Origin of the sequence: Streptacidiphilus fuscans (assembly GCF_015690355.1) — a bacterium.
Classification (GTDB): domain Bacteria; phylum Actinomycetota; class Actinomycetes; order Streptomycetales; family Streptomycetaceae; genus Streptacidiphilus; species Streptacidiphilus fuscans.
Map to the genome: position 1 here is coordinate 164770 of NZ_JADPRT010000013.1, position 15114 is coordinate 179883.

The 15114-nt window shown below is 69.2% G+C and carries 17 protein-coding genes; 11 read left to right on the plus strand and 6 right to left on the minus strand.

What is annotated here, in order from left to right; translation table 11 throughout:
* Positions 1-31: 31 nt before the first annotated feature.
* Complete coding sequence (locus I2501_RS27770; protein WP_215910061.1) at positions 32-937, minus strand: phosphotransferase enzyme family protein; 906 nt, start codon at positions 935-937, stop codon at positions 32-34.
* The gene (locus I2501_RS27775) at positions 937-2295 is read right to left on the minus strand and encodes a helix-turn-helix domain-containing protein (protein WP_196196993.1); all 1359 of its coding nucleotides are present in this window, start codon (positions 2293-2295) and stop codon (positions 937-939) included. The genes I2501_RS27770 and I2501_RS27775 overlap by 1 nt, the downstream gene beginning before the upstream one ends.
* A gap of 881 nt (positions 2296-3176) precedes the next feature.
* Between I2501_RS27775 and I2501_RS27780 the strand changes: the two genes are divergently transcribed.
* The 10 genes from I2501_RS27780 (at position 3177) to I2501_RS27825 (ending at position 12348) form a co-directional block, all read left to right on the plus strand.
* On the plus strand, positions 3177-3371 hold the full coding sequence (locus tag I2501_RS27780) for a DUF5999 family protein (protein WP_196196994.1): 195 nt from the start codon (positions 3177-3179) through the stop codon (positions 3369-3371).
* A 272-nt stretch (positions 3372-3643) separates the two neighbouring features.
* On the plus strand, positions 3644-4555 hold the full coding sequence (locus tag I2501_RS27785; protein WP_328806678.1) for an SAM-dependent methyltransferase: 912 nt from the start codon (positions 3644-3646) through the stop codon (positions 4553-4555).
* 275 nt (positions 4556-4830) lie between these two features.
* Positions 4831-6351: an ATP-binding protein gene (locus I2501_RS27790; RefSeq protein ID WP_196196995.1), complete on the plus strand. Its 1521-nt coding sequence runs from the start codon at positions 4831-4833 to the stop codon at positions 6349-6351.
* A complete protein-coding gene (locus I2501_RS27795) occupies positions 6351-6791 on the plus strand; it encodes a roadblock/LC7 domain-containing protein (protein ID WP_236047307.1) in 441 nt (146 codons plus the stop codon). The genes I2501_RS27790 and I2501_RS27795 overlap by 1 nt, the downstream gene beginning before the upstream one ends.
* 1 nt (position 6792) lies before the next feature.
* Entirely contained in the window at positions 6793-7209 is a 417-nt protein-coding gene (locus I2501_RS27800; protein WP_196196997.1) for a DUF742 domain-containing protein, read from the plus strand.
* 10 nt (positions 7210-7219) lie between these two features.
* Positions 7220-7786 (plus strand): GTP-binding protein, encoded by a 567-nt coding sequence (locus I2501_RS27805; RefSeq protein WP_408022790.1) that lies wholly within the window; start codon positions 7220-7222, stop codon positions 7784-7786.
* Positions 7786-8343 (plus strand): GAF domain-containing protein, encoded by a 558-nt coding sequence (locus I2501_RS27810; protein WP_196196998.1) that lies wholly within the window; start codon positions 7786-7788, stop codon positions 8341-8343. The genes I2501_RS27805 and I2501_RS27810 overlap by 1 nt, the downstream gene beginning before the upstream one ends.
* A 56-nt stretch (positions 8344-8399) precedes the next feature.
* Positions 8400-9698 (plus strand): acyl-CoA dehydrogenase family protein, encoded by a 1299-nt coding sequence (locus I2501_RS27815; protein WP_196196999.1) that lies wholly within the window; start codon positions 8400-8402, stop codon positions 9696-9698.
* 128 nt (positions 9699-9826) lie between these two features.
* The gene (locus I2501_RS27820) at positions 9827-10474 is read left to right on the plus strand and encodes a 2'-5' RNA ligase family protein (RefSeq protein WP_196197000.1); all 648 of its coding nucleotides are present in this window, start codon (positions 9827-9829) and stop codon (positions 10472-10474) included.
* Positions 10475-10632: 158 nt separating this feature from the next.
* Entirely contained in the window at positions 10633-12348 is a 1716-nt protein-coding gene (locus I2501_RS27825; protein ID WP_196197001.1) for a hypothetical protein, read from the plus strand.
* 63 nt (positions 12349-12411) lie between these two features.
* Here the strand turns inward: I2501_RS27825 and I2501_RS27830 are convergent, their stop codons facing one another.
* Together I2501_RS27830 and I2501_RS27835 are read right to left on the minus strand one after the other, a co-directional pair.
* Positions 12412-13032 carry a hypothetical protein gene (locus tag I2501_RS27830; RefSeq protein ID WP_196197002.1) on the minus strand — a complete coding sequence of 207 codons (621 nt, stop codon included), beginning with the start codon at positions 13030-13032 and terminating at the stop codon, positions 12412-12414.
* A 127-nt stretch (positions 13033-13159) separates the two neighbouring features.
* A complete protein-coding gene (locus I2501_RS27835; RefSeq protein WP_328806679.1) occupies positions 13160-13522 on the minus strand; it encodes a glutamate ligase domain-containing protein in 363 nt (120 codons plus the stop codon).
* A 50-nt stretch (positions 13523-13572) separates the two neighbouring features.
* Between I2501_RS27835 and I2501_RS27840 the strand changes: the two genes are divergently transcribed.
* Positions 13573-13884 carry a hypothetical protein gene (locus I2501_RS27840; RefSeq protein ID WP_196197003.1) on the plus strand — a complete coding sequence of 104 codons (312 nt, stop codon included), beginning with the start codon at positions 13573-13575 and terminating at the stop codon, positions 13882-13884.
* 23 nt (positions 13885-13907) lie between these two features.
* Here the strand turns inward: I2501_RS27840 and I2501_RS27845 are convergent, their stop codons facing one another.
* Together I2501_RS27845 and I2501_RS27850 are read right to left on the minus strand one after the other, a co-directional pair.
* Positions 13908-14411, minus strand: coding sequence for an NUDIX domain-containing protein (locus I2501_RS27845; protein ID WP_196197004.1), 504 nt, complete (start codon positions 14409-14411; stop codon positions 13908-13910).
* A 96-nt stretch (positions 14412-14507) separates the two neighbouring features.
* Complete coding sequence (locus I2501_RS27850) at positions 14508-15113, minus strand: AAA family ATPase (protein WP_196197005.1); 606 nt, start codon at positions 15111-15113, stop codon at positions 14508-14510.
* Position 15114: the final 1 nt, after the last annotated feature.

Below are 15114 nucleotides of genomic sequence, written 5' to 3' on the forward strand. Positions count from 1 at the left end.
CGCGGGCATCTGATCTCACTTGGCGTTGGGCCTATGGCACGGGGCTCCATGACCAGGGACGAGGTCCGTGCAGCCCTTGGAGACATTCCAGCCGGTAGACCGCCTGAGCGTGGGCAGTTGGGTGCTGGACTGCGGTCTGGGCCGCGAAGCAGACCAGCCGTAGCTCGCGAGCCCCGCGCAGCGTTGGGTAGCCAGGCCAGTCGGTGACGTCGAGCCCGTAGGCGCGGCAGTAGCTTCGGTATCGGTCAGCACTGACGGTGCCCGAGGTCTGGAAGGCGACCGCAATGCTGGCAAGGTCCCACTCCCTGGGGCCGATGGCGGTCCGCTCGAAATCCAGCAGGAAGGCGTTGCCGTCGGGAGTGACAGCGACGTTACCGGCCCAAGCGTCGCCGTGAACGACCACTTCGGGCGAAGCGCTCGGTAGCTCATCCCAGGCTTGGCGTAGTTCCGCCAGCCGTTCATGCAGCCAAGCTTGCTGGCCTGCGTCGAGGTCAGTTTGACCGATCCGCTCGTCCAAGCGGACGAACGGATCTGTATGCCCGAGGCTGAGACCGTCAGGAACGGGGAGTGCGTGGAGTCGTCGCAGCAGGGCTGCCAGTTCGGCTACGGTGTCTGGGCGGTGTTGCCCAAGGTCGTGCCACCAGGTCACGGCTCGGCCGCTGACCTCCAAGGCCTGTTCGAGGTCTTCGGCGGGCTTCACCGCGGGGATGCCGTTGACCGCGAGCCATGAGGCGACCCTCACCTCGCGGGCGGCTGCGCTTTGCTGCCCGTCCCTCGCAATCCGGGCAACGAGGCCCCGGGAGGGAAGGCGCCACATCGCGTTCTCACCAAGCCTTATCAGTTCAGCCCGGTCAGATTGCCCGAGCAGGCCGACCGCTTCGCATGCCTCACGAAGGTGTTCCCGGCTAGCGTCCACCGCCGTGATCGCTGGGGCCATCACCGGCCAACCGCCGCTGCAATCCGTTCGCGGATGACGGCGGTGCCGGGGGCCCTGCGCTGAGCCGCCAAATCTGCGAATTCACTGAGGTCCGCTGCTGCGCGCCGACTGCGCACCTGGCCGACATCATCGAGGGCTTGGTGGGCCACGGTCATCGCCTCCTGCGGATCGCCGGTCACCAGCAGGAGGGTAGCGAGTCGGCTGATCGACATGGCGCGGCTCCGCCGGTAAGCGTCGGCATGCCCGGCCACCGCTGTACGCAGGCGGTCAGCGGCACGGTCCGGCGGCAACATGCCGGCGATGGCGAGATCCCGAAGGGCGTGGCCGGTATCTCCGTGGTGCTGCGGCGCGTCGTAGTAGGCGAGCCATGCAGGCTCGTCCTGGCCCCAGGCTGACTCGAAGAGGCGGTCGGAGGCATCCACGGCAGCAAGAGCCGGCTTGGCTTGGCCGAGGAGAGCGTAGGCCCGCGCTCGGCAGTTTTGGAGGGCAGCCTGGGCGCGGGGCGGAATACGGTCGGGCCGAACCAGGCCCATTTCGGCGAAGGTGAGGCCCTGATCGGGTCGGCCAAGCCAAATTGCCTGGCGCGCACGCCAGTTCAAGACGCTGGCCCGTAGCGTCCAGTCGTCAGCCTCTTCGGAACAGGCCGTGGCCAGGGCAAAGAGTGTCTTGGCTTGCTCGTGGTGGAATCCGTCGAAACGGTTGGATCCCAACGTCAGTGCCAGGCGGCCCGCAGCAGCGAGTAGCTGTGGCCGGATTCGGGCGGAACAGTCGCCTGCGCGCTCCACACTCTGCTGGAGAACGTCAAGGGCGGAGGTCTGGAAGATTGCTCCGGAACTTCCGTACAGGTTGCCCCACTCGCGTAGATGTGTCGCCGTCTCATCGACGCGCCGGACGTCCGCCGCACTGATCCTCGCCCCAAAGCCCTGCTCCTCGCCGAGCGAGGCGAGCCCCGCGACGAGGCCGAGGGTGCCTGGCGCGACCGGCGTGCGGCGGTGCACAGGGGGTGGCTCCTTGACCGATCGGCTCATGGCCAGGATGCCACCCCCTGCCGCGGGGGCGACTCGCGAGGACTGGTTGTCCGCTTGGCGTCGTCGCCTGTCCCCTTCAGCCTTGGCAAAGGGCTGAAATCGGCTCAGGACGCCGCCGGTATTGAGGAGCTTGTCCATGAGGCCTGCGTGCTCGGCAGAGCAGAGCCGGTCGCCCTTCTCGATCTTCTCAACCGCATCCGTACTGAGCCCGACGTTGCGCCCCAGATCGGCCGCGCTTAGCCCCCGCGCTTCACGCCAATGCCGGATCTCCGCGCCGAGCCAGTCTGTGGCTGATCTCGTCGGTTGCAGTGGTCTCCGTGGATACGGCACGGTCTCCTCCTCCCGGGCACTGCTGTCCCCGTCGGCGGCGAAGCTGTGCTCTGTCCATTACATCGCGTCAAGTTCGGTGCGACGCCCGCTTTTCAGATTCACTGGCTCGTTGGTCAACTTCCTGGGCGGCAGGCACCTCACTGAACCGGTAGAGGCAGGCCCGCCTGTCGTTGACGGCCGTCGGTGACCGTGAACGAGCGGACGCCTTCGGCTATGTCGAGGAAGTCGCTCCAGGTAGCCAAGGCCGCGTCTGTGTCGTGGCGGCGGAGGTGAACCTGGCCGAGATCGGCGAGGACGACCGCGCAGGTCCGGCGCCGGTCCAGCCCGTGGATTGCGAGCGCGTGGTGGAGGTGCCCTGGGCTGAGTCCGGGTCTCCGAGCTGCGCCAGGATCATGCCGGTCTCGTGCGCCCTGCAGCCCGTCCCACGCCGGCGTACAGCGATTCACCAGGCTGCCCGGAAAGCACGCTGGACCGTTCGTTTGCCCATAGCCGTGCTGGCCTTGGCCGCCCAAGCTACCTGACCACCGCACTCCCACCCCCGCTCCGGCCTTGCAGACGCGCTCGACGCAGGCGCCCCAGACCCCGTCCGCACTGCGCGTGCCAGGGAAGCCGCGCGCAGCAGGCTTCTTCGTCGACGTCACCCCATCGAATGGTCTGTCCGCTTCAAGTCGGTCGGTGTCCGCTTACGACTGCGGACTTCGCTCCTCTCCGCTGGTGCCGGCGCCGTATTGGGGCGGCTCAAGCGGACACCGGAAGCGGTCCGCTTCGATGCCGGACGCCTTTCGTTTGTGTGGTTGCTTAATGAAACGCAGACGTCGAAGCCAAGCCAGCACAGCAGTTCTCGAACGACCCACAAGCAGCGATCCCCGGAAGGTCTGACAATGTGCCAGCACACCCCCTCGTGCCCCAGCCCCGACAGTGCCGACCGTCAGGCCGCCGCTGTCGTCGCCAGCCACCCCGCCCAAGGGTGGGCCGGGTTGTGTATCGGCATCCTCGTCTTCGAGGACACCGGCGAGGTGCTGCCGGACGGGAAGGCCGTCGCGCCCCACCGTCCACCTACAGCCGCAGCGGCCTGACCGTCCGCGCGATTCCGGTCGCCCATCAATCAATCACCAAGCGCAGACCGTCCCGAGGAGCGCGTCCAGAAGGTCGTGACCCGGTCACTGGCCAGCGGAAAGTCACCGTCCTGATCCCACCACCCCGGATGCGCAGGGAGTCCTGAACAGTCACTCCGCGGGCTTCAACCTCCCGCTGCATCCCTACAGCCCGCTGCCCGGCCTTGCCTCCCCCGTCGGGGCCGGGCAGCGGCACCACCCAACGTCCTCCTGAACCGAACCGGAGACCGCTCGTGACCACGCCCGGCAATCAGCGACCTCGCAGCGATGCCGCTGTCGCCGATCCGTCTTCCCTGTCGTCGGCTCGGCTATTCGATTCCCGCGCGGTCTGGACGACTGGCCTGGCCGACCCGGCTCGCCCGACCTCTCGGGAGCTGCACACCGACCGACCGCACTCCGCTCGGGTCTACAACTACTGGCTGGGCGGCAAGGACAACTTCCCGGCGGACCGCGAGGTTGCCGAGCGGGTTGCGGCCGCGTGGCCCGGTGTGCGGACCTCAGCTCGGGAGAACCGGGACTTCCTTCACCGAGCGGTGCGTGGGCTAGTTGAACGCGGGGTTCGTCAGTTCCTGGACGTGGGCACCGGCCTGCCGTTGGCCCCCAATACGCACGAGATCGCCCAGAGCGTCGATCCGGAGGCCCGAGTGGTCTACCTCGACAACGACCCCATGGTCTTGGCCCACGCGCGGGCACTGCTCACCGGCGCCGGGGGCGGCAGGATCCGGTACGTCGAGGAGGACCTGCTCCATCCGGAGAAGATCCTCGCCTCGGCGGCCGACACCCTGGACCTCGGCCAGCCTGTGGCCGTACTGCTGCTGGCGGTTCTCCACTTCGTCCCCGACCCGCGGCAGGCTCGGGCGCTGGTGTCCAGGTATCTGGAGCCGTTGCCGAGTGGCAGCGCGGTCGTGATCTCTCACGGCTGTCCGGAGAGTCTCGCGCCGGAGACTGCGCAGACGATCGCGCAGGTGTACGGGCAGAGCATTCAGGGGTCGTGGGCGAGCGCCCGGGAGATCGGCGAACTGTTCGGGCCGGTCGAGTTGCTGGACCCCGGTGTGGTTCCGGTCTCGCGGTGGCGGCGGCCGGGTGACTTCTGCCCGCCGGACACTGACATCGCGTTGTACGGCGGTGTCGGGATCAAGCCGTAGCCCCACCCGCCTAACGCGGCAGGCCAGATCCGAGCAGCGCCGTCCCGGCCGACCGCCGCGCTCGCCAGGCCGGGCTGCCGTTCGTGCGCGGATCCGGCGTTGCCAGCTGGTGCCTTTCGTAACGGTGCGAGGCCTGCGTGCGCTGCTCCTTCCAACTCCCGTGTCGTTTCCCGGATGAGAGTTCTGATCTGATGTGTGCTGACGTGTCCCCATCGATAGGGTCGCGCCGCCCCCACCGTCGCGGCTCCCGGGGTCGGCAGGAGCCGCCGGCTCCGTTGGGCCGGACGACGGTCCTGGCCGCGCTCGTGGTCGTGGCGGCCCTGTTCTCCGACTGGCTGCTCCGAGCCGCGACCGGGGTCACCACGACCCCTGCCGACGCGGTGGTGGGCATCGCCGCCGCGCTGGTAGCCCTCTCGGTACTCGCGCTGCTCTGGCGGCAGACGAAGGCGGCCCTGGCGAGGGTGCAGGTCAGTACGCGTAAAGTGACCGAGCTGGCAGCGGAGCAGGAGATCGCCCGGCTCCGCCAGCAGGACCAGCGGGATCTGGAGCAGTGGACCGGCTACCTGCGTGACCAGTCGGCGCACCGTCACCTCGTGCTGATGGCCGCCCTGGAACGCGCGGCGTCCGGCGACGCCCCCGAACCGACCCTCGATCAGGTGGGGCCATCCAGCGGTCCACTGGCCGCCTTGACCCAGCAGCTGCGCGTACAGGAGGCGGAGGCGCTCGCGCGCGTCGCCGAGCTCGCCCAGCGAGTCGCGCCTGGCGAGGCGACGATGTTCGTGACCGTCGCTCAGCGGCTCCATGCTCTCGTGATGCGGTTGCTTGACGCGCTGTCCGGCGCGGAGGGGCAGGTGGAGGATCCAGAACTCCTGCACGATCTATTCAAGATCGACCACTTGGCGACGCGGCTGCGCCGCGCGATCGAGAGCCTGGCGCTGCTGGGCGGACAGAACCCGCGCCGTGTCCGGCAGGCACTGGACGTCGCGCTGCTGCTGCGCACCGCCGTGCAGGAGATTGAGAACTATCCCCGGGTGCGGGTGGTCGCGACCCGGCCGGGCATCGCGGTCCTCGGCCACGCCGGGCCCGCCGTCGTCCACCTGCTGGCCGAACTCGCGGAGAACGCCGCCGCGTTCTCCCCGCCGGACAGCCAGGTGCTGATGCGCGCACAAGCTGTCCCGGCGGGGCTCGCGATTGAGATCGAGGACCGCGGACTGCGCATCGATCCCGTGCGGCGTGACCAGTTCAACCGCCTGCTGGCCCAGCCCGACCGGGTCGCGCAACGTGCTCTGTTCCGCGGCGGACATCTCGGACTGCTGGTCGTGTCCCAGATCGCGCAGCGCTACGGGATCACCGTCAGGCTCGGTGACTCGGTGTACGGCGGCACCGTCGCCGTCGTGGTGCTGCCGCCCGATCTGCTGACCGCGCCCACCCCTCCGGGCAGCAGCCCGGTCGCCGCACCGCAGCCAAGCAGTCGGGAACCATTCCCTCACGGGCAACCGGTCACAGCGGTGCCCGCGTTCGCGCCGCGCCAGCCAGTTGCGAGCGCCCCGGCGTCCTCGCCCGCAGGACCGGACGGGCGGCCAACTCTGCCCCAGCGCAACGCTCGCGCTCCGCGCCGACAGGTCCCCGTGATCCCGGCCGCCCCGCGAGGCGCACCTACCGCGGGCCTGGCGGCGGCGTTCACCAGTGGCCGCAGCCAGGGCCGTGACCAGCTTGTCCCGCAGCGTGCCGACCGCCCCGAGGCGGCAGCGCCAGAGCCGATGACCGACACCACCAACGATCGAGGACGTGTGTAATGGCGACCGACCCGCGACTGAGCTCGCTCCTGAGGGACTTCACAGACAAGGTCCCCCACGTGGAATCAGCCTTGGTAGCCACCCGCGACGGACTCCAACTCGCATCCGCCGGGCTGGACATCGACGATGCCGACCGACTCGCGGCAGTCATCACGGGCGAGTACGCGACCGCCCGCTCCGTCAACGAGATCCGCCCGCTCGGCGGGGTTCGCCAGGTCGTCGTCGAATTCGACGACGGATTCCTGTTCATCATGCACGCCGGAAACCATGCAGCAGGCGATGCCAACTCCAGGACCCTCAGCACGCTGCTGGGTGTGACCGCCACCGTCTCCGCCGACGCCGGGCTCGTCGGAGCCGAGATGGCCCATCTGATCGGGTCCCTGGCGAACCATCTCACCACCGGCTCCCGCCAGGCGGTGCCGGTCGGCGGCGGCCGGTGAGATGCCCTCCGATGCCATCCGTCACCCCGCCACCGGCCATGACCTGCCGGTCGTCTGGGCGGAGCAGGACACGCAGGACATGCGCCCCTACGCCGTCACGGGAGGGCGGACCAGGCCCCGGCACGCGCTGCGCCTGGTCACCCTACTCACCGCAACCGGGAATCCCGTGGGGCCGCTCGGCCCGGAGGCAGGACAACTCGTGGAGCTGTGCCAGCCGGGGCACCGCTCGATCGCTGAACTCGCGGGCGTGCTCCGCCTGCCCGTCCAAGTCGTCAAAGTCCTGACGTCGGACCTGATCGACGCCCGTCTACTCCGGCTGGTCGTTCCCGCCGGGCATGACCCCCATGCCGCCCCCACCGCCCAACTCCTGGAGGCAACCCTTGCTGGGCTACGCCGCAAATGGCCTGACGTCGCCTGACCCGGCCGCCGTGAAGATCGTGGTGGCCGGCGGGTTCGGGGCGGGCAAGACCACCTTCGTCGGCGCGCTCAGTGAGATCCCACCGCTGGCCACCGAGGAGTACCTCTCGGATGCCAGCACCGCCAGCGATCCGCTGCACGGGGTGGAGGCCAAGCTGACCACGACCGTCTCCATGGACTACGGCCGAGTCACGCTGACGGGCCCCCAGCCGCTGATCCTCTACTTGTTCGGTACCCCGGGCCAGGAGCGCTTCCTCTACCTGTGGGACGACCTCACCTACGGCGCGGCCGGCGCCGTGGTGCTGGCCGACACCCGGCGCCTGACCGACTGCTTCGCCTCGCTCGACTTCTTCGAGGAACGCGGCATCCCCGTCACCGTGGCCGTCAACGTTTTCGACGGCGCGCACCGGTACACCGCGGACGAGGTCCGGTCCGCTCTTGAGCTCCACTCGACGACCCCGGTGGTGCTGTGCGACGCACGATCCACCCCTGCCGCCGCACTCGTGGTGATCACCCTGGTACGGCACGCACTCGCCCTGTCCCCCTCCACGACTCCGACTCCCGTGGGAACCCGCTGATGCCCTACGACTCCGCCATCGGGCTACACCTGCCCGCGACCGCCGACCGCGACCCCGAACTCGCCCAGCGCCGCCAAGTCCTGCGCGACCTCGGCTTGGACCTGCTGGAGTCAGATCCCGACTTCGATGCCTTCGCCACCGACCTGGCGGGCGAGGTCGGGCTGCCCTTCGCGATGGTGAACATCGTGACCGACGCCCAGCAATTCATCGGCCTCCACGTCCCACAGGGCAGCGATGTTCCCCAGGTCGGCCGCACCATGCCCCGAGAACTCGGCTACTGCCCCGACGTCGTCGACCGCCGCAGCCCCCTGATCCTGCCCGACGTATACGCCTACCCGAGGTTCGCCGGGAACCCCGTGGTCGACGCCATCGGCATCCGCACCTACATGGGCGCACCCCTCGTCCACACCGACTCCGGGACCGTCATCGGCACCGTGTGCGCGGTCGGCCCCACCGAACGCCCGCTGTCGACCGGCCGCCCCTCACTGGCCATCATCGAACGCCGGGCCGAGGAACTGATGACCCTGCTCAACCAGCCCGCCCCACAACCCCGCTGAGACCACGTCCAGGACAAGCATCGTTCCCGCAGCAGCGCCGACACCGGAGGATTCCCATGCCCGCGCCCCACCCTGCCGCCGCCCCCGAACAGCTCGCCGAGGTCTACGAGAAGCTGCGCGCCGAGGTCAGGGCGTTCGCCGAGACCGAGGTCGCCCCGGCCGTGGAGCGGATGGAGTCCACCAAAGCGATCGAAGAGGACCTTGTCCGCGAGGCAGGCCGGCGCGGCTGGATCGGCGTCACCATCGCCCCCGAGTACGGCGGCATGGGCCTGAGACACCGGGCCAAGGCGCTCATCATCGAGGAGATATCCCGCGTCAGCGCGGCCATGGGTGCCGCTGTCCAGGCCAGCCAGCTCGGCACCAGCATGATCCAGCACCTCGGCAGCCCGGAGCAGCACGAGCGCTGGCTGCCCCAGGTCGCCGCCGGCGACATACTGCCCACCATCGCCGTCACCGAGCCCGGCTCCGGCAGCCACGTCCTCGGCATGACCAGCACCGCCCGCCGCAACGGCGACCACTACCTCGTCAATGGCAGCAAAATCTTCGTCGGCAACTCCCACTTGGGAGGTCCGCACTGCACCGTGGTCCGCACCGGGCCCGGAAGCAACGGATTGACCGCGTTCGTCATCGAGGGCGACGCCCAGGGGCTGACCGTACCCAATCCCCCGGGCACGCTTGGTCTGCACGGCTTCAGCTTCGGGGAGCTGCGGTTCACCGACTGCCGGGTGCCGGTCGCCAACCGGCTCCGCGTAGAGGGGGACGGCCTGGAGGCCGCGTACTCCTCCAGCCTCCTGTACGGACGGCTGAATCTGGCGGCGGTCGCCCTCGGCATCCAGCAGGCCCTGGTCGAGAACACCGCCGCCTACACGACCGCGACCACCCGCTACGGCAAACCCCTGGCCGACCAGTCCACCGTCCACCAGCGACTCGGCGCGATGCAGGCTCACCTGCTCGTCACCCGCACCCTGGTCTACGACGCCGCGAACCGCCTGGACCGCGGCGAGGAATGCGACGCGGAAGTGATGGCCACCAAACTCGAAGCCACCGAGAACGTGCTGGCCAGCGCCAACCTGGCCATGCAGTGCCTCGGCGGCGCGGCGCTGCTGACCGAGCATCCCATCCAGCGCCTGCTACGCGACGCCCACCACATCGAGGCCCCCGCCGGGACCTCCGACATCCAGCGCCTCCGCCTGGCCGACGACCTCCTCGACCGCACCAAGGGACCGCAGTGGTCCGCCCGCTACCCCCAGACCCTGACCGCACCGCAGCCCAGTCCTCGGCAGGAGGACGCCGTCGTCCGCCCGCTACGACGCCGGCTGCCTCTGTTCACCCGCACCGGCAACGACGCCTCCTAGACCGACACAACACTCGCAATCCCGCAGCAAACCGACCGCTCTGCCCGACGGCCCGAGACCTCACACGGGGTTAGCCCTCCGTGGGCCACCGGGTAGTCCCCACGCCACAACGACACGAGACGAGCAGCATGGACGACTTCTTCCAGCGCGTGGGGACGCGTGCGACAGCGCCCTGGCCCGCCGGACGCCGCGACCTCCACATCCACATCCTCCCCACCCCCAGCGAGGCCGAGACCCTCACCGCCCCCTACCGGGGGCTGGCCGAGTCGCCGGGCCTGCACACCGTCCCCGCCGAGTGGATCCACGTCACGGTCCTGCACGGCGAACCGATGGAGCAACTGACCAAGGAGGAGGTCACCGGGATCGGGGACCGGCTCACCGCCGCCCTCGCCGCCGTGGAGCCGTTCGACCTTGTGCTGAACCCTGCGACCCCCGGGACCGTCGCGCTGGAGTGTGCCGGGCATCCCGGCGAACCCGCGCGGCGGCTGTGGGAGTTGGCCCGCGAAGCCGTTCGCGCGGAGACCGGGGACCGGTGGCCGCTCCTGCCCTCGGCGTACTACCCCCACGTCTCGATCGCCTACGCCGGGGCAGAGGCGGAGCAGGCGGACCGGACCGCGTTGAAGATCTGGTTGAGCGACCATGTCGCCGACCCGATGACCGTCCGGGCGGACGCGCTACAGCTGGTCGCCCAGTGGCACGACGGCGCGTACATTCGTTGGGAGCAGCTGCGCGTCATCCCGATCGGACCGAGCGACCAGCAGCCAGGAGAATGTTGACAGGCCGCCGCAGCTTGGGGACCGGCGGCCACAGGCGAGCGCTCAGATCTACGCCCCCGGGAATCCCTCCGTCACCGCCCAATTTCTGCGGCTGTAGTGGTTGGCCCGGTTAACCACGCGCCTGGCGGCGGCACTTAGCGACTGGCTATCGTCGGGCCATGCTCGTTGATCCGCTCGCTGACCAAGCCGCAACGCTGCGGTCCCAGACCCTGGCCTGGGTGCGCTCCGATTACGCCCGCGTCTTCTGGGCGAAGGTCATCGAGCAGGGCGGAACGTTCGTCATGCCAGCCGCGTGGCAGGCACTTCCCCACGCGGAACAGGCCGAGGCGCTCCTGAAGATGGAAACCCGCAGGGTCAGCGACGCGTCCACGTTCGCGCTGGAGCCCGGCGTGCTCCAGGCGGTTCGCGAGATCGGCCAGGACACCTCGATCCCACTCCCGTTCACGCCGGATCTGTTGCCCTCACCCACTGGGATGCTGTGCCTGTCCGAGGAGGAACCGCTCGCGTCCGCCGGCGGAGGGCTGCTGACCGCGGTGACGTGGGGACCGCCCCTGGACGGCTTCGGGTCCGGCATCCACCTGGCCTTCTGGTGTCCGCCCCCGCCGGAACTGCGGCGACCCGAGATCCCGTGGTTCCCGCTGATCCAGGACTTCGACCTGCACCTTCCTTTCGCGCCGCACTGGGATTCCCGGCTGGTCGACCAGAAGGTCCCGTCCGGACTCCTGTACACGGCGGTACCGGTGCGGACCGCGGTCGCCGCCTTCTACGCGCTCACCTCCACGGCGGCCTCGCTCGGCGAGCGGCGTCCCCGAGCGTCGGTGACACAGCAGTTGAAGCAACAAGGGGCCAAGAAGCGCGGCGTGATGGTGGCAGCCGGAGAACCCTCAAGGCTGCGGCAGTCCATCACCTCTCGTACCGCAGAGCTCGCCGCGGAACTCGTTCCGGAGCCCGACCGCATGCTCGTGCCCGCACCCGAGCTCGGTGAGCTCACTCCTATCCCCGTCCATTCGGTCTTCGCGGCCGAGCGGGACGTCGAACTCACCCCCGCCCAACGGCGGATCGCCCACCTGTACCGGGAAGCCGCCGACCACTGGCACCGGCTGGAGTTGCAGGCCGCGCAGCGCTACCCCGGCATCTGGGCCCGCCTTGAGGAGCTGCACGCTCGGGAACGCGACCGGTGGCCGTCGTGGTGCTGGATGCCTTCGCTTCAGGTGACGGCCGTGCTGGCGACGTCCTACGGCACCGACCTGGACCAGGCATTGTGGGACGGGCCCCGCCTGGCAGCGCTCGGGGCATGGCGCTCCGGGGGGCGACACAGCTTCCTCGCTCCCCGGACCCGGGACACCACCCCCACCGACCCAGTGCCGACCGCGCTGGTGGGCTCGCTCCCCACCCCCGGGATCGGCCTGATCCTCGACACCACCTCGGGCAACCACCACCTCATCGCCTACATGGACACCGCAGCAGATCCGAGCCTGGCCCAAGCCGAGCTGGTCGTGATCTCCGACTGGGGCCGACCCAACGCGATGTTGGAGAGCACCATCAAGATCACGCTCTACCTGACCACCGGGAGCGTGCTGGAAGCGGTTCGGGCGACGCACGCGCACTACGACGACGCGGCCCGCGCGAACACCGGAGAAGAGCCGCCCACGCCCTCGGATGCCTCAGTCCTTGATCACGCCGGGTTCATGAGCCAACTCCTCTGGGCGCTCGTGGACATCGCCACCGGAGGTTGGGAGGACGCCGGTGCTTCGACAGGCCGGAAACTGGCCGCCCCCTGGCCACCCGGGCCCGGCGTGCTTCCCGAGATGACCCTGTGGACGTTCGACTACGACGAGCACGACCGGCCCGCCGACGCCCCGGAAGACATGTAGACACCGGCAAAGTCAGCCCCCGCCGCGTCGGCACGCCCCGCTGTGAGGTTCGTGTCAGCTCGCTCAGTAACCGTCCTCGTCCCAACCCACGAGGTGCTCCAGCTCCCGGCGGCGCTGCTCGCCGAGAATGACGTCCCCAACCGTGATCCCGCGCTCCCAGTAAGGGCCGTCTTCCTGCACGTCCGGGTGGCGATGGCCGGTGTGTTGGGCGGGCGTCGAGCTGGCGACAGCGTCCACCACCCTCAGTGCGGCGGACCGGACCCGGTCCCACAGCAGCCGCTCATCCGGGTGAGCGGACAACGCCGTGCGGATCAGCAGCGCCCGCGCCGCCCCGCCCCAGTCGTCAAGATCGGGGCTGAGCTCAAGCGCGCTGAACGCCGAACGCCGTAGCGTTCCAGTCGCCCCCTCCTCCCCCGCAGCAGCAAGCGGAACAAAGATCGCGTCGGGGAACGACAACTCCAGCCGCACGATGCGCTCGTGCAGGGCAGCCGCGATCACGAAGCAGACGAGCGAGCCGTCGACTCCGACGTAGAGAGCAGTCTCCTCCTCCGAGAGCGCGAACCGCCCGGAGCGCGACCGCTCCAGCGCCTCCACATGACGGGCGATCAGAAGATCAGCCCACACCAGGCTGCACTCCCAGATCGTCTGGGGAGACGTCACCGTCTGCGCGGGCTCAGGGGCCATCACAGGATTCCTCTCTCGTTCACGGGCGCGGCCCACGGCGCATCGCCGGGCAGGCTCCCCAGCCTACGAAACCGGCCCCGTGGACCGTCATAGCACCGCCCTGGTGAAGGCTCTGAGCCGAAGGAAATCATGTCCACGAGCCCCAGCCCGTGACGGGCTGACCGGCGAGGGCCTGTGCGATCTGCCAGCGCATGCCTGACCGGGAGCCTTTGACCAGCACGGTGTCCCCAGGCCGGAGGATCATGTTGACGTAGGAAGTCGCGGTGGCGTTATCGGCGACGATGGCGACCTCGGGGACGCCTGCCGCGCCCGCGGCGAGGGCTAGTTGTTTGGCCAGGACGTCTCCGACGGCGACGACCATGTCGATGCCTTCTGCGGCTGCGGCGCGCCCGATGTCGCGGTGGGCCTGTACTCCGTCAGGTCCCAACTCGGCCATCTCGCCGAGCACCGCGATCAGTCGGCCGCTGCCGGGTGCTGCGTTCTGGGTCACGGTGTCGGCCTCGTCTCCTGATAGGTGGGAAGGCCCGTGATCCTGGCCCGATGGAATTCCTGGAAGCTGGCGTACTGGTCTGCGGGCAGGAGCGGGCGCCACTCGTCGAGGGAGCTCACGGCCCATTCGGTGTGCTCGCCGGGGTCGAGCACGATGCCTTCCAGCTGTGCTCCCCGCGTTGCTCGCGCACCGACCTGAGCTGCAGCAGACGGTCGTGCTCGTCGGTGAACATCAAGCAGGCGAAGACCTTCGCCCTGGGCAGCACCTCGCAGTACTGCTCGGGTGGAGCCCTCTGGTTCCCTGAGGTGCTCGTGGTTCGTGGCGCGCCCGGCGTCCGGGGCGACGTGTTGATCGCGCGTTGACGATGGGTGCTCGCCGTCGGTCGTCACTGCTGCTCCAGGGTCAGGGGGACCCGGTTCTCGTCGCGAGGCGTGGTGTGCCCTGCGTGGGTGGAGAACGCGGGTTCGCCTGCAAGGTAGGCGTCGATGGCGGTACGCGAGGTGGGGAACATCGGTCGCGGTAGGTCAGTGACGGGTGACCAGGCCACGTCCAGGTGTTTGTTCTCCTCGATGTTGGTCAGCGTGCCGCTCCACACGGTCGTGGCGAACACGAAGAGCATGAATCCGCCCTGGCCGTCCCAGCCTTGTTCGACTTGGATTGTGTGGACCAAGGTCAGATCGTCCGGGTCGACGGCGAGTCCGGTCTCCTCGCGCAGTTCACGGGCGGCGGCGTGGTGGATCATTTCGCCGGAGTCGGCTTTGCCGCCGGGGATCGTCCACGCGGGCGCGGTCCAGCTGCGCTCGCCGTAGTGCACGGTGGCGATCGTGTCGGCAGCCTTGTCGTGGACGATGACGCTTACCGCTAGGCGGTTCGTCGGGTGCTCGGTCATGCTCAAGTCTCCTTGCAGGGGCGGTTGGTCGGTCGAAACGGCCTGTTCAGCGGGCCGTGCGCTTCTCAGGTCGCGGACGCCGGGGGGTGGTTGTGGTCACGTTCCCTGCTGCTGGCCCGCACGATGCGGACCGCCTGGCTCCAGTGGACGGCACGGCTTTGCGTGTGGGGGTCGGCGGTCCAGGAGCCGGGTGTCGGCCAGGATCAGGTTGGTGCTCTGGTCGAGGGTGCTGGTGGCACCGATGACCCGCTCGATCGCGCCGGGAAGGAGGTCGCGTTCGCGGTACCAGTCCCGCATCTGGGCTTCGCTGATTTCGTTGGCCTGCGGCTTGGTGGAGTGCCGACGCAGGGTCTCTTCGAAGGCGATGTCGAGGTAGTACCAGGCTTGTGGACCTGGGTGCTGGCGACGCAGGGTGTCCAGCATGCCGCCGTAGCGGCCAGCGTCCATGATCCCTTCCACGATCGTGTGGTAGCCGGCGGCCAGGGCGAACTGGGCGTTCAGGAGGATCAGTTCGATGTTGGCCGCCTCCGGTTCGTCGCGCTCGCGCAGGAGTTGGCGGCGGATGTAGTCCTGGCTCACGATCGCAAGCCCGCGCCCATACGCTTCGCGTAGCTTCTGGGCGAGGGAGGACTTGCCGCTGGCGCTGTTGCCACGGAGCACGACCAGAACCGGCGTTTCCAAGGGCGTGCCTACCAGCGACATC